Here is a 21,284-nt window from a genome sequence, read left to right on the forward strand (position 1 = left end):
GTCGGCGGCGGGGTGCGCGCGGCGGCCGTGCGCGCTCCGGTGCGCGGTCCGCACTGCGGGACCCGGACGATTCCCGGCTGACTCGCGTGCCCGCCGAAAGGTACCCTCCGCAACGTGTCCTGGAAGCCGCTGCGTGTACTGACCCCCCGCTCGATCCTGCCCGCCGTCGCGGTGATGCTGGTCCTTGCGGCCGGAGCGGCGGCGCACGCCAACAAGCCGGTGCCGTTCGGCGACCGGGTGGCGGGGCCGGGCGACGCGGAGGCCACGCCGGTGAACTCGCAGTCCCTGAGCGCGGCCGACCTGGAGCTGAAGGTCGTCGGGCCGGGCCTGGAGGCGGTCCACCGCGGGACCGGCGAGCAGGCCTGGTCCTACCGCCGCGAGGGCGCCAACGCGCTGTACCTGGCGATGGCCGGTGACAACGCCATCGTGGTCTGGGACGACGGCCTGATCACCTCGGTGCGCCCGGGCGACCACGAGGTGCGCTGGCACCGCGCCGTGCCCGGCCTGGCCGACTGGCTGCGCGGCGACGGCGAGCCGGGCGCCGACAAGCGGACCGACGAGCAGCGCAGGCAGCTCGCCCAGGACCGGGCCGCGGCGGCGCTGCACACCGTCCAGAAGGCGTCCCCGTGGGTGGCGATCGTCACCCCGAACCTGACCATGGGCCTGCGCGACGCCGACGGCGACTTGCGCTACAACGGCAAGCCCCCGGGCAGCTGCCTCTACGACCCGCTGCGCACGGTCGGCACCGACTACGCGGTGCTCGTCCCGCGCAGCTGCCTCGGGAGCAGCGGGCAGCCGGTCTCCGGCGGCATCACCGGCTACCGGCTGGACAGCACCGGGTGGGAGCTCAGCGCCGGGCCGGCCGCGCAGGTCAAGCTGCTGGACCGCACCCGGGTGCAGATCACGGACGGTCCGATCGTCCCGGCCAAGGTGTTCGACACCGTGGCCGCGGCGCCCGTCGTCCCGTGCGAGAGCCCGGCCGCGCCGTTCGCCGCCGTGCGCCCGCAGAACGCCTGCACCGACCCGTCGGCCACGCCGACGGCGGACGTGCCGCCCGCCCAGGCGCCGGACCCCGCGGCCGGTCAGCCGACTCCGGCGGCCACCGACCAGCCGACCGCCGCCGCCACCGACCAGGCCTCGGCGACGCCGCAGTCGTAGCGTCCGGGCCGTCCCGCCACGGGCCGCCGGTACCCCGGGGCGGTAATCCCCCCGGGGGGTTCCCGCGCGGCCCGGTAGACTTGCCGTCATGGCTGTTCTCTCCGGGCACTAGCGGGCGAGTGTCGGCGCCCCGTGCGCCGTGCCGACCGCCGACGAGCCCCCTCCCGCCGCCCGGCCCTGTGCACCGCCCAGGCTGCCCGCCCACGTCCCAGGAGTAGTACCCGGCCATGATTTCCGCGAACGCCCTTGAGCTGCGCGCAGGCGCCCGCATTCTGATCGAGTCCGCGAGCTTCAAGGTCGCCGCCGGCGACCGGATCGGTCTGGTCGGGCGCAACGGCGCCGGCAAGACCACGCTCACCAAGGTGCTGGCCGGCGAGGGCCTGCCCGCCGCCGGCACGGTGACCCGCTCCGGCGAGGTCGGCTACCTCCCGCAGGACCCGCGCACCGGCGACCTCGACGTCCTCGCCAAGGACCGCATCCTCTCCGCGCGCGGCCTCGACACCGTGCTCAAGAAGATGCGCGAGAACGAGGACCGGATGGCCAACGGCAAGGGCGCCACCCAGGACAACGCGATGAAGAAGTACGCCCGGCTGGAGACCGAGTTCCTCACCAAGGGCGGGTACGCCGCCGAGGCCGAGGCCGCCACGATCGCCGCCGCGCTGGGCCTGCCGGACCGCATCCTCGGCCAGCCGCTGCACACCCTGTCCGGTGGTCAGCGCCGCCGTGTCGAGCTCGCCCGGATCCTCTTCTCCGACTCCGACGTGCTGCTCCTCGACGAGCCCACCAACCACCTGGACGCGGACTCCATCGTCTGGCTGCGGGACTTCCTGAAGACGTACAAGGGCGGCTTCATCGTCATCTCGCACGACGTCGACCTGGTCGAGACGGTCGTCAACAAGGTCTTCTACCTGGACGCCAACCGCTCCTGCGTCGACGTCTACAACATGGGCTGGAAGCAGTACCAGCAGCAGCGCGAGGACGACGAGAAGCGCCGCAAGCGCGAGCGGGCCAACGCCGAGAAGAAGGCCGCGACGCTGAACGCGCAGGCCGACAAGATGCGCGCCAAGGCGACCAAGACGGTGGCCGCGCAGAACATGGCCCGCCGCGCCGACAAGCTGCTCTCCGGCCTGGAGCAGGTCCGGATGAACGACAAGGTCGCCAAGCTGCGCTTCCCCGACCCGGCCCCCTGCGGCAAGACCCCGCTGACCGCCAGCGGCCTGTCCAAGTCCTACGGCTCGCTGGAGATCTTCACCGACGTCGACCTGGCGATCGACCGGGGTTCCCGGGTCGTCGTGCTGGGCTTCAACGGCGCCGGCAAGACCACCCTGCTGCGGATGCTCGCCGGGGTGGAGGCGCCGGACACCGGCGAGGTCATCCCGGGCCACGGCCTGAAGATCGGCTACTACGCCCAGGAGCACGAGACGCTCGACCCGGACCGCAGCGTCCTGGAGAACATGCGCTCGGCCGCGCCGGACACCGACCTGGTGCAGATCCGCAAGATCCTCGGCTCCTTCCTGTTTTCCGGCGACGACGTGGACAAGCCGGCCGGGGTGCTCTCCGGCGGCGAGAAGACCCGTCTGGCGCTGGCCACCCTGGTGGTCTCCTCCGCCAACGTGCTGCTGCTGGACGAGCCCACCAACAACCTCGACCCGGCCAGCCGCGAGGAGATCCTGGGCGCGCTGCGCGAGTTCTCCGGCGCGGTCGTGCTGGTCACCCACGACGAGGGCGCGGTCGAGGCGCTCGACCCGGAGCGGATCATCCTGCTGCCGGACGGCGTGGAGGACCTGTGGAACCCGTCCTACGCCGATCTGGTCTCGCTCGCCTGACCGGAAGTAGACGCCCCCTCCCCTTTTCGGACCAGAAAACCTAGTCCTTACGGCGTGTCCGGGAATGAAGCAGTCCCGGATTCCGTTTAAGGAGCTTCCGTCGGCCCGCCACTCGATCGTGGTCGGGCCGACGCTGCTGATCAGCTATTTTCCGGCACCCGGCGCAATTCGCCCGGGGGCGTGCACTCTGCGTGAGCGCCCTGGTGCGCTCGGATCACCACCGAAGGACGGCGCATTCCCGACATCGACCTTGTCGAATGGGTGGCCAGGACGCGGTGGATGGGTGATCATGGGAATCTGACCGAGCAACGCTACGAGGAGGCACGGGTGGCCGAGACTCTGAAAAAGGGCAGCCGGGTGACCGGTGCCGCGCGTGAGAAGCTCGCGGCCGATCTCAAGAAGAAGTACGACTCCGGGGCGAGCATTCGCGCTCTCGCGGAGGAGACCGGTCGCTCGTACGGCTTCGTGCACCGGATGCTGAGCGAATCCGGAGTGATCCTCCGGGGCCGCGGCGGTGCCACGCGGGGCAAGAACAAGGCGACTGCCGGGGCCGGTTCCTGACGGCCCGTCGGCTCATGGCTGGATGACGCGGCGGCAGGGCGCCGACCGGGGAGACGAGTGGCGATCGTCGCTAATTGTCCGACGATCGTGGGCTGATCGTGAGTCGACCAGCTGATTCGTCCACCCTCGGATCGAGTGGACCGGCCGCCGATCGTCATGCCCGCATTTCCTTTTCGACGAATTCCCCCGCACTCCCGGGCGGCTGGGTCTGCCGCTGCGCGCCCGGGTTTGTTACTCTCCGGTAGCCAAGTCCCTCGCCACCGGAGGTCTCCGCATGACCGCCCCCGCCACCGACCCGCAGACCCCGAGCGGGGAGCAGGACGGCGTCCGCCTGGAGATCGACGGCGACCTCGCCGTCGTCACCCTGTGTCAGCCCAAGCGGCGCAACGCCCAGTCGCCCGCCCTGTGGCGTGCCCTCGCCGCCGCCGGCCGTGATCTGCCCGGCACCGTCCGCGTCGTGCTGCTCCGCGCGGAGGGCGTCTCCTTCTCCGCCGGCCTCGACCGGGCCATGTTCACCCCCGAGGGCATCCCCGGCGAGCCCAGCTTCCTCCAGCTCGCGGCCGCCGAGGAGAAGGAGCTCGACGACACCATCGCCACCTACCAGGAGGCCTTCACCTGGTGGCGCCGGCCCGACCTGATCTCGATCGCGGCCGTCCAGGGGCACGCCGTCGGCGCCGGGTTCCAGCTCGCGCTCGGCTGCGACCTGCGGGTCGTCGCGGAGGACGTCCAGTTCTCCATGAAGGAGACGTCGCTCGGGCTCGTCCCCGACCTCGCCGGCACCAAGCCGCTCACCGAACTCGTGGGCTACGCGCGGGCGCTGGAGATCTGCGTGACCGGCCGCTGGGTGGGTGCGCAGGAGTCCGTCGCGATCGGCCTGGCCAACATCGCCGTCCCGGGCGCGGAGCTCGACGGCGCCGCGCGCGACCTGGCCGCCGCGCTGCTGGCCGCGCCGCGCAACGCCGCGATCGAGACGAAGGCCCTGCTGCAGGGGGCCTCGGGCCGGTCGTTCGACGAGCAGCGTTCCGCCGAACGGGTCGCGCAGGCCCGTCGTCTGCGGGACCTGGCGGGCATCGGCGACTGACGTCCGTTCCCGCTCGGTGGGCCCGGTCCGGGGGGTGCTCCCCGGAGCCGGGCCTCCGTCGTTCCCGGGGATTCCCGCGGGGTTGCCGGAGCGTCGCTCGGCGGGCGCGAAACGTGGCGAAATGCCAGAGTTGTGGGGATCTGCGATATAGCTGGAGCCGTACGACGGGAGACCCGCCCCATGCCTGACACTCCGACGCCCGCGAGCATGCACAAGAACCCCGCCAACGCCCCGGCCTCCGCTCCTTCCCACGCCTCTGCTCCTTCCCACGCCTCGGGCCCGTCCGGTTCCTCCGGCGCGCCCGGTTCGACCGGCGGGTCCGCCGCCGCCGCGCCCAAGCCGGTCGGCGAGCGCGGCCGGACGGCGCTGGCCGTCGGAGTGGTCGAGAAGATCGCCGGCATGGCGGCCCGCGAGGTCTCCGGCATCCACGCCCTCGGCTCCGGGCTCGCCCGGACGTTCGGCGCCATGCGGGACCGGGTGCCCGGCGGCAGGTCCAGCGTCGGACGCGGCATCAAGGCCGAGGTCGGCGAGAAGCAGACCGCGATCGACATCGCGCTGGTCGTCGAGTACGGCGTCGTCATCCCCGAACTCGCCCGCCAGGTGCGGGAGAACATCATCAACGCGGTCGAGCGGATGACCGGCCTTGAGGTCGTCGAGGTCAACATCGCGGTCAACGACGTGCACCTCCCGGACGAGCCGGAGTTCGAGGAGGAAGAGGAGCAGATGGTGCCGTCCGGGCAGCGGCCCAAGCTCAAGTGACGGCCCGGGCGCGCGGGATCCCGGGCGCAGGACGAGGGAGTAGCGGATGAACCTGGCCGTGGTCGGCCTTGTGGTGGGCATGGCGCTCGGCTTCGCCGGGTACTTCGGCGGGTTCGCGGCCTTCCTGCTGGTGGCGGCGCTGGGGCTGGTCGGCTTCGTGGCCGGGCGGCTGCTGGAGGGCGACATCGAACTCGGGGACCTGGGCGACCTGCTCCGCGGCCGCGACCGGCGCCGCTGATGGCGGGCCCGGCCGCCCCGGCGGCGACGCGCGGCCGGATCCGGATCTCCGACCGCGCGTACGCGCGCATCGCGGCCCGCGCGGCCACGGAGGCCCTGGCGGAGGCGTGGGCCGGACGGTCGGTCAGGGGTGCGCTGCCCGTGGTGTCGGTGTCCGTCCCCGGCAGCACCGTCCGGGTCCGGGTGGAGGTCGAGCTGCCGTTCCCCGCCGACCTGGCCGGGCTCGCCCGGGCCGTGCGGGACCGCGTCGGGACACGGGTCAAGGGGCTGACGGGGACGCGGGTGTCGGAGGTGGTCGTGGTCGTGGAGCGGCTGGTGACGGGAGGGCGGTCGTGACGGCTCCGGAGGAGGGGGAGACGGGGGCGGGCGAGGGGAAGGTACGGCGGCCGCGGGCGGCGCGGACGCCCGAGGCGGTGCTGGTGGCGGCGGGCGTGCTGGTGATCGCGGGCGCGCTGCTCTATGACGTGGTGTCGGTGCGGACCGGACACTCCGTCCGGCGGTGGCGGGCGGAGATCGCGGACGAGCTCGCGACCCGTCACCTCGACGACCTGTGGGTCCTGGTCGGGGCGGGGGCGGCCACCGGGCTGGGGGCGCTGCTGCTCTGGCTGGCGTTCGCGCCGGGGCTGCGCCGGTGGCTGGCGCTGCGTCCGCACGGGGGCACCAGCGCGGTGATCAACCGGTCCGGGATCGGGCACCTGCTGACCGACCGGGCGGCCGGGCTCCCGGACGTCGAGCGGGTCCGGATCCAGATCGGGCGGCGGAGGGTCCGGGTGCACCTGTACGGGCCGTCCGACCCGGCGTCGCTGCAGCGGCAGCTGCGGGACGAGCTCGCGCGGGTGACGCTGGCGCGGCCGTTGCGGCTGGACGTCCGGACGGTGCCGCGGGAGGGGGCCGGGGAGGCGGAGACGGAGGCGGCGGGGAGCGCGGGCGGCGTGGGCGGGGCGGCGGGATGAGCCGGGGGACCGTCAACCGGGTGCTGATCGGACTGGTCGGGGCGGCGCTCGTGGTGGCCGGGGTGCTGGTGCTGGCCGGCGGGCTCGACCTGTACGGGCGGCTCGGGGTGCACCCGCCCGACTGGTGGCCGCTGACCTCGCCCCACCAGCCCGTGGTGAGCGCGAGGTCGCGCACCCGGTGGGTGGCGGGCTCCTGGTGGTGGCCGACCGTCATCGGCGGGCTGTCGGCGCTGGTCCTGGCCATGGTGTGGTGGCTCGTGGCGCAGCTGCGGCGCACCGGGCTCTCCAGCATCGCGGTGCCGACGCCCGGGGTGGCCGGGCTCAGGATGCGGGTGAGCGCGCGGGCGCTGGAGGAGGCGCTGGAGTCGGGGGCCGTCGTGCTGCCCGAGGTCGAGCGCGTGGACGTGCGCCTGGTGCGCGCGCCCGGGCACCCGCGGCTGCGGGGGGCCGTCCGGCTCACCCCCGGCGGGGATCCGGCCGCGCTGGTGGAGCATTTCGAGACGGGACCGCGGGCCGACGCCCTCGGGAGCCTCGGGGTGCCGGAGCTGCCCGCCGACCTGCGGATCCGGGTGCTCCAGGAGGCCCCCGCCGGTCCGCGGCGCCGTCGGCGGCGGCAGCGGCGGAGGCCTCCGCGGGTGGAGTGACCGGCCGGGGGCTCAGAGGGTGCGCAGGGCTCCGCCGTCCACCGGGACCATCACGCCAGTCAGGTAGGACGCGGCGGGGGAGAGCAGGAACGCGGCGACCCGGCCGAACTCCTCCGGGGTGCCGTAGCGGCCGAGCGGGATGGCGGCGCTGTGGTGGGCGCGGGCGCCGTCCGGGTCGCCGCCGAGGGCGTCGAGCTCGCGGACCCGGTCGGTGTCGATCCGGGCCGGGAGCAGGCCGACCACCCGGATGCCGCGCGGGCCGAGCTCGTCGGCGAGCGACTTGGCGGCCATCGCGAGGCCGGGGCGCAGGCCGTTGGAGATGCCGAGGCCCGCGATCGGCTGGCGGACGGACGCCGAGAGCACGAAGCCGATCACGCCGCCCTCGCCGAGGGTCACGGCGGCGGTGCGGGCGATGCGCAGGGCGCCGAGGAAGACCGACTCGAAGGCGTCGCGCCAGGCCTCTTCCGGGGTCGTCCCGACCGGGCCGGCCTGGGGGCCGCCGACGCTGATCAGGACGCCGTCCAGGCGGCCGAAGGCGGCGCTCGCCTCGGCGACGAGCCGTTCGGCGGTCCGCGGGTCGGCGTTGTCGGCGGTCACGCCGTGGACGGTGCCGGGGAGACCGGCGAGTTCGGCGACGGCCGCGTCCACGGCCTCCTCGGTCCGGCCGGTCACCAGCACGTGGGCGCCGTCGGCGGCGAGTTCACGGGCGGTGGCGAAGCCGAGGCCGCGGGTGGCACCGGTGACGACGTACGCCTTGTCCTTCAGTCCGAGATCCATGGGGGACATCTTGCCGGGTCGGGGGCGTCCGGCGTGGCGCGGCCGACCTCAAGCGCGCCCGACCTCAAGCGCGCCCGACCTCGGGCGGGGACGGTCTCAGGCGGGGACGGTCTCCGCGGCGGCTGCGGGTTCGGCCTGCTGCCTGGCGCGGTCCTTGGCCTCGCGGCGGATCAGGATCCACACGCCGACCGGGATCATCGAGGTGAACAGCCACCACTGGATCGCGTAGGCCATGTGCGGGCCGATGTCGGAGTGGTCGGGGTCGGGGATCAGCGCGGGCTGGGCGGCCGGGGCCGGGGTGGTGCCGGTGAGCTCCAGGTAGCCGCCGAGCAGGGGGACGCCGGTCTCCTTGGCCTGCTGCTCGGTGTTGATCAGGTTGAACTGGCGGTCGGGCAGGCCGGCCCGGTCCTTGACGAAACCGCCGCTGCCCTTGACCGTCTCGTCGGCGCGCATCCGGCCGGTGACGGTGACCTCGCCGCTCGGGGCCGCCGGGACGGGCGGGTACTCGGTGGCGGTGTCACCGGAGGCGACCCAGCCGCGGTTGACCAGGACGGTGCCCTTGCCGTCCGACAGCTTCAGCGGGGTCACGACGAAGTAGCCGATGGTCCCGTTGGAGTCGGTCCGCTTGCGGACCACGAACTCGTGCGCCGGGTCGTACTGGCCGACGGCCGTCACCGCGCGCCAGGTGAGGTCCGAGGGGACCGCGAAGCCCGCGGTCGGCGACAGGCTGTCGAACGGCTCCGGCTGGGCGGTGAGCGCCTTGGCGATCAGCTCGTTGCGGGCCACCCGAGCCTCGTGACGGTGCAGCTGCCAGAAACCCAGCTTGATCGTCGTGGGGATCAGCAGCAGCGCGATCAGCAGGGTGATCAGCCATTGCCGGGTCAGCAGAAAACGGTACACATGGGAACCGTACGCCGACCTCACAGGCGCCTCACGCACCGGGGTGCGGGGCGACCTCGCGCAGCAGCTGGAGGAAGGCGTCCTCGCCGACGACCGGGGTGCCCACCTCGCGGGCCTTGCGCGCCTTGCCGCTCCAGCTGTTCGGCTCGTTGGTGACGAGGAGGCTGGTGAGCCGGCTCACCGAGCCGGCGATGTGCAGGCCGGCCTCGGCGGCGCGGTCCTCCAGCAGCTCGCGGTCGGTGGCGGTGTCGCCGGTGAACGCCACCCGCATGCCCTGGACCAGCGGCTTGCCGTCCTCCCAGCGCCCCGGGTTCGGGTACGGGCACGGCGGGCGCTTCTTGGCCTGGCGGTAGGCGGCGCCGGTCCAGCCGCTGCGGCCGGGGGCGGCGGGCTCGTCCTCGCCGAGGTCGGTGACCGCGACGCAGGTCTGCAGGGGCAGCGGGACGCCGCCCAGGCGCGCCAGGTGCAGGCTGGGGCGGAACGCCTCGGCGAGCACGCGGGCGTCGTCCAGGGCGTTGTGGGCCTGGCGCTGCTGGACGCCGAAGTGCGCGGCGAGCGAGGAGAGCTTGCCGTTGGGCAGCGGCAGGCGCAGGTCGCGGGAGAGGACCATGGTGCAGATCCGCTGGTCGACCGGGGCGCGGCGGCCGGCCCGGGAGAACTCGCGGGAGATCATGTTCCAGTCGAAGAGCGCGTTGTGGGCGACCAGGACGCGGTCCGCGAGGCGGGTGGCGAACTCGTCGGCGATCTCCGGGAAGGTCGGGGCGCCGGAGAGCAGCTGGGCGGTGAGGCCGTGGATCCAGACCGGGCCCGGGTCCCGCTCGGGGTTGACCAGGGTGTACCAGTGGTCGGTGATCTCGCCGTCCGGGTCCAGCTGGTAGACGCCCGCGGAGATGACGCGGTCCGAGCGGCCGAGGCCGGTGGTCTCGACGTCCACCACGGCGAAGCCCCCGTCGAGGGTGGCGGTGCGCTGGGCCGGGAGGTGCACGCCGTGCGTCTCGGGCTGGATCGGTTGCATGGTCCAACAGGATAAGCGCCGATCGGGTGGCGTCCGGCCGAAATGTTCAGGTGGGGCGGTCGGAATAGAGTGTTCCGCATAGGCGTCGTACATGCGGCCGACCCCGTAGACAAGGACGAAAATCCATGCGCGCCACCGTCATTCACGGCCCCAACGACATCCGGATCGAAGAGGTCCCCGACCCGGTGCTCCGCCAGCCGACGGACGCCGTGGTCCGGGTCCTGAACGCCTGCATCTGCGGCAGCGACCTCTGGGCCTACCGCGGGGTCGCGCAGCGCGTGGCCGGGCAGCGGATCGGCCACGAGTTCCTGGGCGTCGTCGAGGAGGCCGGCGCCGAGGTGCGCGGCTTCGCGAAGGGCGACCTCGTCGTGGCGCCGTTCGTCTGGTCGGACGGCACCTGTGAGTTCTGTCTCGAAGGCCTCCAGACCTCCTGCCCGCACGGCGGCTTCTGGGGCCAGGTGGGCTCGGACGGCGGCCAGGGTGAGGCGGTCCGGGTGCCGTTCGCGGACGGGACGCTGGTCGGGCTGCCGAAGGAGGCGGCCGGCGACGAGAAGCTGCTGCCCGGCCTGCTCGCGCTGTCGGACGTGATGTCCACCGGTCACCACGCGGCCGTCTCGGCGCGGGTGCGTCCGGGTGCGACGGTCGCCGTGGTCGGCGACGGCGCGGTGGGCCTGTGCGGAGTGCTGGCGGCGCACCGGCTCGGCGCGGGCCGGATCATCGCGCTCGGCCGGCACCCCGCCCGCACGGACCTCGCCCGGCGCTTCGGGGCGACGGACGTGGTGGCCGAGCGCGGCGACGCGGCCGTGGAAGCCGTGAAGGAGCTGACCGGCGGACTGGGCGCGCACGCGGTGCTGGAGGCCGTCGGCACCGAGGAGTCGATGCGCACGGCCGTCTCGATCACCCGCGACGGCGGCGCGGTGGGCTACGTCGGGGTGCCGCACGGCGGGAGCGCCGGCGTCGATATCGGCCAGATGTTCGGTCGCAACGTTTCGCTGAACGGCGGGGTGGCGCCGGCCCGCGCCTACATCCCCGAGCTGCTGCCCGACGTCCTCTCGGGCGCCATCGAGCCGGGCCTGGTGTTCGACCGGACGGTCGGACTGGCGGAGGTCCCGGACGGTTACCGGGCGATGGACGACCGCTCGGCCCTGAAGGTCCGGATCGCCTTCTGACGGTCCCGCTCGAACCCGAGAGATCGTCACGAGGGGCGCCACCGTTGGACGGTGGCGCCCCTCAGTCGTGGGGCGAGGCGGTCCCGAAGTGACGCCAGTGGTGGTTTTCGGCCAATTGGATAGTGCGAGGGGGTGAACAGGCGGCCGATCGCAGTCAACCCCTTCCGGGGCGGGCACGACGCTCCTAGCATTGCGCGGCGCGCATACGGATTGTGACGCCCCTCACGTCCGACCGTCCGCCTTGTGCGACCGCTACGCCGAAGGAGTGAGGAGTACAGCGTGGAATCGCCGCCGATCACCACTGCCCCTACGGATGTCCAACTCATCGACGAGAGCCAGGAGTTCCGGGCCCTGCGGAGTTCCTTCCGGAACTTCGCCTTCCCGGTCACCATCGGCTTCGTGCTGTGGTACCTGCTCTACATCCTGCTCTCCAGCTACGCGCCCGGTCTGATGGGCACCAAGGTCGTCGGGCACATCAACGTCGCACTGGTGCTGGGGCTGCTGCAGTTCGTCACCACCTTCGCCATCGCGGCGTGGTACGCCCGGTACGCGGACCGGCGGATCGACCCGCCCGCCGCCGCGATCCGCGAGGCCCACGGCGCCGTCGTCCATGCTCCCCGGGAGTCCGCCGAATGATCCTGCTCGCCAGCTCCGCCACCGAGCACCGCGGACTCACGATGACCCTGTTCGGGTTCTTCGTGCTGCTCACGCTCGGCATCACCGTCTGGGCCGGCCGGCAGACCAAGGACGCCGCCGACTTCTACGCCGGCGGCCGGGGCTTCACCGGCTTCCAGAACGGCCTGGCCATCTCCGGCGACTACATGTCCGCCGCGTCCTTCCTCGGCATCGCCGGCGCCATCGCCCTCTCCGGGTACGACGGCTTCCTGTACTCGATCGGGTTCCTGGTGGCCTGGCTGGTCGCCCTGCTCCTGATCGCCGAGCCGCTGCGCAACGCCGGCCGCTACACCATGGCGGACGTGCTCGCGTTCCGGATGAAGCAGCGCCCGGTGCGCACCGCCGCGGGCGTCTCCACGATCATCGTGTCGATCTTCTACCTGCTCGCCCAGATGGTCGGCGCCGGGACGCTGGTCGCCCTGCTGCTCGGCGTCAGCGGGGAGGGCGCCAAGCGCTGGACCATCGTCGCGGTCGGCGCGCTGATGGTCGTCTACGTCGTGATAGGGGGCATGAAGGGCACCACCTGGGTGCAGATCGTCAAGGCCGTGCTGCTGATCGCCGGTACCGCGCTGATGACCGTCCTGGTGCTCGCCAAGTACCACTTCAACCCGTCCGAGCTGCTCGGCGCCGCCGCCAGCGCGAGCGGCAAGGGCGCGGCCTTCCTCGAACCCGGGCTGAAGTACGGCGTCAGCGGCACCACCAAGCTCGACTTCATCAGCCTCGGGATCGCGCTGGTGCTCGGCACCGCCGGCCTGCCGCACATCCTCGTCCGCTTCTACACCGTGCCCACCGCCAAGGCGGCGCGGAAGTCGGTGCTCTGGGCGATCGGCATCATCGGCGTCTTCTACCTGATGACGCTGGCGCTCGGCTTCGGCGCGGCGGCGCTCGTCGGGCCCAAGGCGATCAAGGCGGCCAACGCGGCGGGCAACACCGCGGCGCCGCAGCTGGCCGAGTCGCTCGGCGGCGGCGCGGGCTCCACCGGGGGCGCGATCCTGCTCGCGGTGATCTCCGCGGTCGCCTTCGCCACCATCCTCGCCGTCGTCGCCGGCCTCACCCTGGCCTCCTCGGCCTCCTTCGCGCACGACCTCTACGCCAACGTGATCCGGCGCGGCCGGGCCACCGAGAAGGAGGAGGTGCTCTCGGCGAAGTGGGCCGCCGTCGCGATCGGCGCGGTGGCCATCGTGCTCAGCCTCTTCGCCGGCAAGCTCAACACCGCGGCCCTGGTCGCCCTGGCCTTCGCGGTGGCCGCCTCGGCGAACCTTCCGACGCTGCTCTACTCGCTGTTCTGGAAGCGCTTCACCACGGCCGGCGCCGTCGCCTCCGTCTACGCGGGCCTGATCAGCTCGGTGCTGCTGGTGATCTTCTCGCCGGTGGTCTCCGGCGCGAAGACCTCGCTCTTCCCGGACTCGGACTTCCACTGGTTCCCGCTGGAGAACCCCGGCCTGGTCTCCATCCCGATCGGCTTCCTGGCCGGCTGGATCGGCACCCTGCTGTCCAAGGAAAGCCCCGACCCGGCGAAGTACGCTGAACTGGAGGTCCGCTCGCTGACCGGACTGGGCGCCCACTGATCACCGCGCGATGACTATGCTGGCCCGGCCCCGCCGCGACGGTGGGCCGGGCCGGCCGCATTACTGGTGAAGGGACCGCCGTGCTACTCGACACGTTCGGACGACAGGCCGTCGACCTGCGCGTCTCCCTCACCGACCGGTGCAACCTGCGCTGCACGTACTGCATGCCCGAGGAGGGGCTGCAGTGGCTCGGCAAGCCCGACCTGCTCACCGACGAGGAGATCGTCCGGCTGGTCACGATCGCGGTGCGCGACCTCGGCGTGCGGGAGGTGCGCTTCACCGGCGGCGAGCCGCTGCTGCGCCCCGGGCTCGTCGCGATCGTCGCCGCGTGCGGCGAACTGGAGCCGCGCCCGGAGATCTCGCTCACGACCAACGGGATAGGCCTGGCCCGCACCGCGACGGCGCTGCGCGAGGCCGGGCTCGACCGCGTCAACGTCTCCCTGGACACCCTCGACCCCGAGGTGTTCTTCACGCTCACCCGCCGCAAGCGCCACCAGGACGTCCTGGACGGGCTGGCCGCCGCCGAGGCCGCCGGGCTGACCCCGGTGAAGCTGAACGCGGTGCTGATGCGCGGGGTCAACGACCACGAGGCGCCCGACCTGCTCGCCTGGTGCCTGGAGCGCGGCTACGAGCTGCGGTTCATCGAGCAGATGCCGCTGGACGCCCAGCACGGCTGGGACCGCACGTCGATGATCACCGCCGAGGAGATCCTCGACCGGCTCGCCGCGCGCTTCGCGCTCGCCCCGGAGCCCTCCGCGCGCCGGGGCGCCGCGCCGGCCGAACGCTGGCTGGTGGACGGCGGCCCGGCCCGGGTCGGCGTGATCGCCTCCGTCACGCGCCCCTTCTGCCGCGCCTGCGACCGCACCCGGCTCACCGCCGACGGCCAGGTGCGCAACTGCCTCTTCGCGACCGGGGAGACGGACCTGCGCACCGCCCTGCGCACGGGCGCCGACGACGCCGAGATCGGTGCCCTGTGGCGGGCGGCGATGTGGGGCAAGAAGGCGGGCGCGGGGATCGACGACCCGGAGTTCCACCAGCCCGACCGGCCGATGTCGGCGATCGGGGGCTAGCGGCTAGTGCTGTGGCACTAGTCCGCCTAAGAGGTCCAGTCGGCGAAGGCGACGACCTCCTTGAGGAAGCCGCGCACGCCCAGGAACTGGGACAGGTGCTCGCGGTGCTCGTCGCACGCGAGCCAGGTCTTGCGACGGTCCGGGGTGTGCAGCTTGGGGTTGTTCCACACCAACACCCAGCCGGCGTCCGCCCGGCAGCCCTTGGCGGAGCAGATCGGCGTCTGCGGGGTGTCCATCGGGCCGTCCTCGGGGCTTGGCGGGGGTTGTGCACCGCCAGTCTTTCACGGGCCCTTCCGCACACCGGCGGCCGGGGATCCCGGCGCGGCCCGGGGCGGGCATGGCGACGCCGGGCAGCCACGGGGGGAGCCGCCCGGCGTCGGTCCGTCGCTCCGACGGGGGATGCGGAGCGCGTACGCAGTATGTCACGCCGAGACCCCGGTTTGGGGAGGTCTTGCATGATTAATCTGAGGTTCTTTTGAGCTTTCGCCGAGTCAAACCACCGTGAACGTGGAGGACCCGGACAGTCAGCTCCCGCTCTGTGAAGGATCGGTGGGAGACTTCTTTGCCTCTCCTGTACCGGCCGCCGCACCCGCCCCACCCGTACCACCGGGGCCGAGCATCAGCGGGGTGTCGAGCGGGATGTCGAAGGTGCTCGGCAGACCCGGCGCCCGCTCCCGTCCGGCGTTGGCGATCAGCACCGCGAAGTACGGCAGCAGCACGCCGCCCGCGAGCGCGCCGACCGCCAGCCAGCGCTGCACGTCCCACAGCACCACGGCCAGCAGCACGCAGGCCGTCCGCAGCAGCATCGAGGCCACGTAGCGGCGCTGCCGCCCGCGGACGTCCTCGGTGAGGCTGCTGCGCGCCCCCGTGATCCGGTGGACCTGCCCGCCGTCCGCGCTCTTGCCCATGTCCTACCGTCCTCGTCGGAGCACCCGCGCGTCCGGCCGCGCGGCCAATTCACCGTACGCCGCACCCCGGCCGAGGACGAGACCGGGGCGGGCGGACACGCGCGACGGGTCCGTCAGGGCCGCCGGGAGAGGTGCTGCGGGGGGACGGCGCCGGTGAGCCAGACGCCGTTCTCGCTGATCCGGAACTCGTGGCCGTCCGCCACCATCGCGGCGGCGTTCACGGTGAGCACGACCGGGCGGCCGTGCCGGGAGCCGACCCGGGTGGCCGTCTCGGTGTCCGCCGAGAGGTGGACGTCCTGGCGGGCCATCGGGCGCAGGCCCTCGTGGAAGATCGCCGCCAGGTGCCGGTCGGCGGTGCCGTGGTAGAGCACCGGGGGCGGCACGGCGGCGGCCAGACCGAGGTCGACCGCCACCGTGTGGCCCTGGTTGGCGCGGATCGAGAGACCGTCGGCGGAGTAGCCGAACCGGCGCTTGTTGTTCGTCGCGACGATGTGGTCCAGGTCGGCCCTGCTCAGCCGGTTGCCCTTCGCCGCGAGGGCGGCGAGGAGCAGGTCGATCCGCACCCAGCCGGCCTCGTCGAGGGTGATCCCGACCCACCCGGGCTCGTGCCGCAGGATGCGCGACAGCATCTTGCTCGTCTTGACCAGCCGCTTCTCGTCCATCATGTCTCTCGTATCCCCCCGTCGGCCAGTGGCTATGAGGCCTGGCTGACCGAACTCATGTTGAAGTCCGCGACACGCACGGGTGGCATCGCGGTGCGGGTGAACCAGTCGCTCCACTCGCGCGGCAGGCACCGCTCGGTGCGGCCCGCCTCGGTGATCCGGCCGAGCAGGTCGACCGGCGACTCGTTGAACCGGAAGTTGTTGACCGCGCCGACCACCTCGCCGTTCTCGACCAGGTAGACGCCGTCCCGGGTGAGGCCGGTGAGCAGCAGCGTCGCCGGGTCCACCTCGCGGATGTACCAGAGGCAGGTGAGCAGCAGGCCGCGCTCGGTGCGGGCGATCATCTCGTCCAGCGTCGGCGCGGCGTCCTGGTCGGCCGTCTCCAGCACCAGGTTGTCGACGGCCGGGCGCAGCGGCAGGCCGGTGAGGCCGGCCGCGTGGCGGGAGGTGACCAGGTCGGTCAGCACGCCCTCGCGGATCCACTCGGTGGCGCTGATCGGCAGGCCGTTGTCGAACACCGAGACGTCGCCGCCGGTGGCGTGCGCGAGGACGAACGGCGTGGCCTCCAGGCCGGGTTCGCGCGGGTCGGCGCGCAGCGTCAGCGGCAGCGCGGCGAGCTCGTCGCCGACGCGGGTGCCGCCGCCCGGCTTGGAGAAGACCGTGCGGCCCTCGTGGGCGTCCCGGCCGCCGGCGGACCAGTGCAGGTAGACCATGAGGTCGGCGACGGCCGAGGGCGGCAGCAGCGTCTCGTAGCGGCCGGCCGGGAGGTCCACCGTGCGGGCGCCCCAGCCCAGGCGCTTGGTCAGTTCGGCGTGCAGGGCGGTGACGTCGACGTCGGTGAAGTCCCGGGTGGCGGCGCCGACCCAGGCCGAGCCGGACAGGTCGGCGGTCTTGGCGTTGATCTCGACCATGCCGGTCGGCTGGTCGTGGCGCAGCCGCAGGCCGGTGGAGGTGCCCAGGTAGCTGGTGGTCACCTCGTGCCGGGCGAAGCCGTAGAGCAGTTCGCCCCGGGCGGCGGCGCGGGCGAAGGCCTCGCCGAGGGCCGGGCCGAAGTCCGCGAAGACGTCGATCGAGGTCTCGGCGGGCGGCTGGTCGAAGTGCGGCGAGGCCGGCAGGCCGGCGGCCAGCTGCTGGGCGTCCTCGGCCGGTCCGGCGGCGCGGGCGGCCTCCTCGGCGGCCCGGACGAGGCTCTCGACCTCGTCCGCGGTGACGGCCTCGCGCGAGACCACGCCGGAGGCGGTGCCCTCGGCGCCGGCCACGGTGGCGATCACGGTGAGGCGGCGGCCGCGGGTGACGCCGTTGGTGGTCAGCGCGTTGCCGGCCCAGCGGAGGTTGGCGGTGGACTCCTCGTCGGCGATCACCACGCAGCCGTCGGCGCGGGAGAGGCCGAGTGCGAGCTCGACGAGTTCGTGGGGCTGCGTCGCGGTCATCGGTGACCCGCCTCCTGCTGGGTGTTGAGCACGTTGACGTTGCGGAACAGCGCGGACGGGCAGCCGTGGCTGACCGCCGCGACCTGACCGGGCTGGGCCTTGCCGCAGTTGAAGGCGCCGCCGAGGACGTAGGTCTGCGGGCCGCCGACGGCCGTCATCGAGCCCCAGAAGTCGGTGGTGGTCGCCTGGTAGGCGAAGTCCTTGACCTGGCCCGCGAGTTCGCCGTTCCTGATGGCGTAGGCGCGTTGCCCGGTGAACTGGAAGTTGTAGCGCTGCATGTCGATGGACCAGGAGCGGTCCCCGACGATGTAGAGGCCGTTCTCGACGCCCGCGAACAGGCCCTCGGTGTCCGGGCCGTCGGCGGCGGGCCGCAGCGAGACGTTGGCCATCCGCTGCACCGGGACGTGCGCCGGGGAGTCCGCGAAGGCGCAGCCGTTGGAGCGCTCGAAGCCCTTGAGCTTCGCCATGCCGCGGTCGAGCTGGTAGCCGACCAGGACGCCGTCCTTGACGAGGTCCCAGGACTGCGTGGCGACGCCCTCGTCGTCGTAGCCGATGGTCGACAGGCCGTGTTCGGCGGTGCGGTCGCCGGTGACGTGCATCAGCTCGGAGCCGTACTTGAGCGAGCCGAGCTTGTCGAAGGTGGCGAAGGAGGTGCCGGCGTAGGCGGCCTCGTAGCCGAGGGCGCGGTCCAGCTCGGTGGCGTGGCCGATCGACTCGTGGATGGTCAGCCAGAGGTTGGACGGGTCGATGACGAGGTCGTAGCGGCCCGCCTCGACGCTCGGGGCCTTCATCTTCTCGGCCAGCAGGACGGGCAGTTCGGCGAGTTCGGCGTCCCAGTCCCAGCCGGTGCCCCTCGGGCTCCGTCCATCGGGGGACGACCCCCGGACCCCCGTGAGGTATTCGAAGCCGCGGCCGACCGGCGGGGCCAGGGTGCGCATCGAGTCGAAGGCGCCCGTGCGCTCGTCCACCGAGGTGGCCTCCAGCGTCGGGTGCACGCGGATGCGCTGCTGGGTGGTGACGGTGCCGGCGGTGTCCGCGTAGAACTTGTTCTCCTGGACGGTCAGCAGGCTCGCCTGGACGTGCGAGACGCCCTCGGCGGCCAGCAGCCGCGAGCTCCACCCGGCGAGCAGGGCGGTCTTCTCGGCGTCCGGCACGTCGAAGGGGTTGACCTCGTAGGAGGACACCCAGGTGACGTCCCGGTGGACCGGCTCCGGTGCGAGCTCGACCCGCTCGGCGGAGCCGGCCGCGCGGCTGATCCCGCCGGACAGCCGGGCCACCGCCACGGCCTGCCCGGCGACCCGCGCCGCCGCGTCGGTGGTGAGGTCCACTCCGGCGGCGAAGCCCCAGGCGCCGTCCAGCAGCACGCGGACGGCGAAGCCGAGCTGCACGCTGTCGGAGGTGCCGGCCGGGCGGGCGTCGCGCAGCCGCCAGGAGGCGCTGCGGACCCGCTCCAGGCGGAAGTCGGCGTGTTCGGCACCGAGTTCACGGGCCCGGGTGAGCGCGGCGTCGGCGAGGGCGCGCAGCGGGTAGGCGAGGAACAGCGGATCGACGGCGCGCCCGTGGGGGACGCCGGCGCTGTCGGCCGGAGGGATCGGAGGCAAGCGAGCTCCCTGGTCGCGGGGGGTGGCGGTGCGGCGCCGCACAGGGGCGCCCGCACCGCATCATTTCCCGTCCACGCACTTTCGGCCAGCGCATTTGCCCGGCGCCGCCCCGGCGGTCCGGCGGGGCGTCAGGCGACGGTCTCCCACCAACCGTCCAGCTCGGGCGGGTTGTCGACGTCGACGCGCTCGCCGGGGCGCGGCACGGCGAGCGGGACGGCCTGGGCCTTGGCCTCCTTCAGGAGCCGCTCGACCGGTTCGGCCCACGGGTGCAGCCCGAGGTTGAAGGTGCACCAGTGGACGGGCACGAGCAGGCCGGCGCCCAGGTCCCGGTGGGCGAGGACGGCGTCCTCGGGCGTCATGTGGATGTCCGCCCAGGCCGTGTCGTAGGCGCCGATCTGGACGAGGGCGGCGTCGAACGGGCCGTGCTGCTCGCCGATCCGGGCGTAGCCCTCGAAGTAGCCGGAGTCGCCGGTGTAGAAGACCTTGCGGGTGGGGCCGGCGATCACCCACGAGCCCCACAGGGTGGTGTTGCGGGTCAGGCCGCGGCCGGAGAAGTGGTGCGCGGAGGTGAGGGTGAGCACGAGCTCGCCGAGCGTGCAGGTCTCGTCCCAGTCCAGCTCGATGATCCGGTGTTCGGGCACGCCCCACCGGCGCAGGTGGCCGCCGATGCCGAGCGGCACCGCGAACGGCGCGGACTGGGTGTGCACCAGGCGCTTGACCGTCGCCATGTCGAGGTGGTCGTAGTGGTCGTGCGAGATGAGCACGGCGTCGACCTGGGGGAGCTCCTCCAGCCCGACCGGTACGGGGTGCAGCCGCTTGGGGCCGACGTGCGCGGAGGGCGAGCAGCGGTCGCTCCAGACCGGGTCGAGCAGGACGCGCGAGCCCTCGATCTCCACGAGCGCGGAGGCGTGCCCGTACCAGGTGATCTCCACGCCCTCGGCGGCCGGACGCGGGCCGTCGGCGGGGCGCATGAGCGGCACCGGCTGCGCCGGGACGCGGCCCTCGCGCTGGAAGACCATGCGGCGGACGGTGTCGCCGTCGATGCTGGGGGCGGACGCCGCGCGGGCGAGGGTGGAGGGCGCGTTGTGGAAGACGCCGTCGCGGTACTGCGGGGAGTCGCGCACCCGCTCCTCGCGCTCGCCGTCCGGCCGGCGTCCGAACGCGGCCGGGAGATCGCGCAGCGACCAGGCGGCGGCGCCCGCGACCGCGGCCAGGGCGGTCAGGGCCAGCAGCCGTCCGCGTCGGTGGGTGCTCCCGGGCTGTGCCTTGGTCATGCGCCCTGCCTCTTCGTTCCTCGCCGGGACTCTTTCGGGGAGAGGGTACGGCCGGCCCCGGGTCGTCCCGTACAACGGGTGGCAACGGGCGCACCGGCCCGGGTGTTCCCGTCCGCGCGCCCGGCCGGCCCGCGGGGTGCTCCCGGGCAGGCCGGGCGCGGATTGTCGGATTGCCACAGTTCCTTCGGTGAGGCGCTGTGGGAGACCGATTCGCCGACGGCGCCGGGCGCCGGATACGGTCACACTGCGTGCGCATCCAGCCGCACGCGCACCCCCTTACGGAGAGAGGTGGATCGTTGAGCCGCTCGGTTCTCGTCACCGGAGGAAACCGGGGCATCGGCCTCGCGATCGCCCTGGCCTTCGCCGAGGCGGGCGACAAGGTCGCCATCACCAGCCGCTCGGGCGAGGTGCCCGAGGCCCTGGAGAAGTACGACGTCCTCGCGGTGCGTTGCGACATCACCGACGCCGCCCAGGTGGACGCCGCCTTCACCGAGATCGAGCAGAAGCACGGCGGCGTCGAGGTGCTGGTCGCCAACGCGGGCATCACCAACGACACCCTGCTGCTGCGCATGTCCGAGGAGGACTTCACGTCCGTCCTCGACACCAACCTCACCGGGGCGTTCCGGGTGGTCAAGCGCGCCTCCAAGCTGATGATGCGGGCGCGCAAGGGCCGCGTGATCCTGATCTCGTCCGTGGTCGGCCTCTCCGGCTCGCCGGGCCAGGCCAACTACGCCGCCTCCAAGGCCGGCCTGGTCGGCTTCGCCCGGTCGCTGGCGCGCGAGCTCGGCGCCCGCAACATCACCGTCAACGTGGTCGCCCCCGGCTTCGTCGACACCGACATGACCGCCGTGCTCAGCGACGAGCGCCGCAAGGAGATCGTCTCGGGCGTGCCGCTGGGCCGCTACGCGGCGCCCGCCGAGGTCGCGTCCACCGTGCGGTTCCTCGGTTCGGACGAGGCCGCGTACATCACCGGAGCCGTCATTCCCGTCGACGGCGGATTGGGCATGGGTCACTGA

23 protein-coding genes are annotated in these 21,284 nt (G+C 73.2%); 14 read left to right on the forward strand and 9 right to left on the reverse strand.

The window, feature by feature from the left end; translation table 11 throughout:
• The first annotated feature begins 114 nt into the window (after positions 1-114).
• The 9 genes from ACFVSN_RS25845 (at position 115) to ACFVSN_RS25885 (ending at position 7,219) form a co-directional block, all read left to right on the forward strand.
• A complete protein-coding gene (locus tag ACFVSN_RS25845; protein WP_387596808.1) occupies positions 115-1,158 on the forward strand; it encodes a hypothetical protein in 1,044 nt (347 codons plus the stop codon).
• Between the two features lie 227 nt (positions 1,159-1,385).
• Entirely contained in the window at positions 1,386-2,984 is a 1,599-nt protein-coding gene (locus ACFVSN_RS25850) for an ABC-F family ATP-binding cassette domain-containing protein (RefSeq protein ID WP_380445102.1), read from the forward strand.
• Positions 2,985-3,311: 327 nt separating this feature from the next.
• Entirely contained in the window at positions 3,312-3,545 is a 234-nt protein-coding gene (locus ACFVSN_RS25855; RefSeq protein ID WP_030059940.1) for a helix-turn-helix domain-containing protein, read from the forward strand.
• Positions 3,546-3,819: 274 nt separating this feature from the next.
• Positions 3,820-4,626: an enoyl-CoA hydratase/isomerase family protein gene (locus ACFVSN_RS25860; protein ID WP_387956676.1), complete on the forward strand. Its 807-nt coding sequence runs from the start codon at positions 3,820-3,822 to the stop codon at positions 4,624-4,626.
• A 207-nt stretch (positions 4,627-4,833) separates the two neighbouring features.
• A complete protein-coding gene (locus ACFVSN_RS25865; protein ID WP_380445126.1) occupies positions 4,834-5,385 on the forward strand; it encodes an Asp23/Gls24 family envelope stress response protein in 552 nt (183 codons plus the stop codon).
• Positions 5,386-5,431: 46 nt separating this feature from the next.
• On the forward strand, positions 5,432-5,623 hold the full coding sequence (locus ACFVSN_RS25870) for a hypothetical protein (RefSeq protein WP_380445100.1): 192 nt from the start codon (positions 5,432-5,434) through the stop codon (positions 5,621-5,623).
• Positions 5,623-5,958: a hypothetical protein gene (locus ACFVSN_RS25875; protein WP_380445099.1), complete on the forward strand. Its 336-nt coding sequence runs from the start codon at positions 5,623-5,625 to the stop codon at positions 5,956-5,958. Before ACFVSN_RS25870 ends, ACFVSN_RS25875 begins: the two co-directional genes overlap by 1 nt.
• A complete protein-coding gene (locus tag ACFVSN_RS25880; RefSeq protein WP_387956677.1) occupies positions 5,955-6,575 on the forward strand; it encodes a DUF6286 domain-containing protein in 621 nt (206 codons plus the stop codon). The genes ACFVSN_RS25875 and ACFVSN_RS25880 overlap by 4 nt, the downstream gene beginning before the upstream one ends.
• Positions 6,572-7,219 carry an alkaline shock response membrane anchor protein AmaP gene (locus tag ACFVSN_RS25885; protein WP_387596803.1) on the forward strand — a complete coding sequence of 216 codons (648 nt, stop codon included), beginning with the start codon at positions 6,572-6,574 and terminating at the stop codon, positions 7,217-7,219. The genes ACFVSN_RS25880 and ACFVSN_RS25885 overlap by 4 nt, the downstream gene beginning before the upstream one ends.
• Positions 7,220-7,231: 12 nt before the next feature.
• Here ACFVSN_RS25885 and ACFVSN_RS25890 read toward each other — a convergent pair whose 3' ends face one another.
• The 3 genes from ACFVSN_RS25890 to ACFVSN_RS25900 all read right to left on the reverse strand — a co-directional run bounded on the left by ACFVSN_RS25890 (position 7,232) and on the right by ACFVSN_RS25900 (position 9,911).
• Complete coding sequence (locus tag ACFVSN_RS25890) at positions 7,232-7,996, reverse strand: SDR family oxidoreductase (protein WP_387956678.1); 765 nt, start codon at positions 7,994-7,996, stop codon at positions 7,232-7,234.
• A gap of 96 nt (positions 7,997-8,092) precedes the next feature.
• Complete coding sequence (locus ACFVSN_RS25895) at positions 8,093-8,896, reverse strand: SURF1 family protein (RefSeq protein WP_387956679.1); 804 nt, start codon at positions 8,894-8,896, stop codon at positions 8,093-8,095.
• Positions 8,897-8,927: 31 nt separating this feature from the next.
• Entirely contained in the window at positions 8,928-9,911 is a 984-nt protein-coding gene (locus ACFVSN_RS25900; RefSeq protein WP_380499163.1) for a DEDDh family exonuclease, read from the reverse strand.
• Between the two features lie 125 nt (positions 9,912-10,036).
• Here ACFVSN_RS25900 and ACFVSN_RS25905 point away from each other — a divergent pair, with 125 nt between their 5' ends.
• The 4 genes from ACFVSN_RS25905 to moaA all read left to right on the forward strand — a co-directional run bounded on the left by ACFVSN_RS25905 (position 10,037) and on the right by moaA (position 14,393).
• Positions 10,037-11,080 carry a zinc-dependent alcohol dehydrogenase family protein gene (locus ACFVSN_RS25905; protein WP_380499162.1) on the forward strand — a complete coding sequence of 348 codons (1,044 nt, stop codon included), beginning with the start codon at positions 10,037-10,039 and terminating at the stop codon, positions 11,078-11,080.
• A gap of 279 nt (positions 11,081-11,359) precedes the next feature.
• Entirely contained in the window at positions 11,360-11,716 is a 357-nt protein-coding gene (locus ACFVSN_RS25910) for a DUF485 domain-containing protein (RefSeq protein WP_380445092.1), read from the forward strand.
• Positions 11,713-13,323: a cation acetate symporter gene (locus ACFVSN_RS25915; protein WP_380445091.1), complete on the forward strand. Its 1,611-nt coding sequence runs from the start codon at positions 11,713-11,715 to the stop codon at positions 13,321-13,323. Before ACFVSN_RS25910 ends, ACFVSN_RS25915 begins: the two co-directional genes overlap by 4 nt.
• A gap of 80 nt (positions 13,324-13,403) precedes the next feature.
• On the forward strand, positions 13,404-14,393 hold the full coding sequence (gene moaA / locus ACFVSN_RS25920) for a GTP 3',8-cyclase MoaA (RefSeq protein WP_380445090.1): 990 nt from the start codon (positions 13,404-13,406) through the stop codon (positions 14,391-14,393).
• A 26-nt stretch (positions 14,394-14,419) separates the two neighbouring features.
• Here the strand turns inward: moaA and ACFVSN_RS25925 are convergent, their stop codons facing one another.
• From ACFVSN_RS25925 to ACFVSN_RS25950, 6 genes are all read right to left on the reverse strand, one after another.
• Positions 14,420-14,629, reverse strand: a complete 210-nt coding sequence (locus ACFVSN_RS25925; protein ID WP_380446249.1) for a hypothetical protein — start codon at positions 14,627-14,629, stop codon at positions 14,420-14,422.
• 288 nt (positions 14,630-14,917) lie between these two features.
• Entirely contained in the window at positions 14,918-15,301 is a 384-nt protein-coding gene (locus ACFVSN_RS25930; RefSeq protein WP_387602116.1) for a DUF3099 domain-containing protein, read from the reverse strand.
• 113 nt (positions 15,302-15,414) lie between these two features.
• Positions 15,415-15,963 carry an RNA 2'-phosphotransferase gene (locus ACFVSN_RS25935; protein ID WP_387956694.1) on the reverse strand — a complete coding sequence of 183 codons (549 nt, stop codon included), beginning with the start codon at positions 15,961-15,963 and terminating at the stop codon, positions 15,415-15,417.
• 32 nt (positions 15,964-15,995) lie between these two features.
• Entirely contained in the window at positions 15,996-17,393 is a 1,398-nt protein-coding gene (locus ACFVSN_RS25940) for a metallopeptidase TldD-related protein (RefSeq protein WP_380505481.1), read from the reverse strand.
• Complete coding sequence (locus tag ACFVSN_RS25945; protein WP_380446246.1) at positions 17,390-18,994, reverse strand: TldD/PmbA family protein; 1,605 nt, start codon at positions 18,992-18,994, stop codon at positions 17,390-17,392. Before ACFVSN_RS25945 ends, ACFVSN_RS25940 begins: the two co-directional genes overlap by 4 nt.
• Before the next feature lie 128 nt (positions 18,995-19,122).
• Positions 19,123-20,268, reverse strand: a complete 1,146-nt coding sequence (locus ACFVSN_RS25950; RefSeq protein WP_387956680.1) for an MBL fold metallo-hydrolase — start codon at positions 20,266-20,268, stop codon at positions 19,123-19,125.
• Between the two features lie 296 nt (positions 20,269-20,564).
• On the opposite strand from ACFVSN_RS25950, the gene fabG reads away from it, so the two are divergent.
• Entirely contained in the window at positions 20,565-21,284 is a 720-nt protein-coding gene (fabG, locus tag ACFVSN_RS25955) for a 3-oxoacyl-[acyl-carrier-protein] reductase (protein WP_380446244.1), read from the forward strand.

The sequence above is a fragment of the Kitasatospora sp. NPDC057904 genome, from assembly GCF_042887925.1.
GTDB lineage: Bacteria > Actinomycetota > Actinomycetes > Streptomycetales > Streptomycetaceae > Kitasatospora.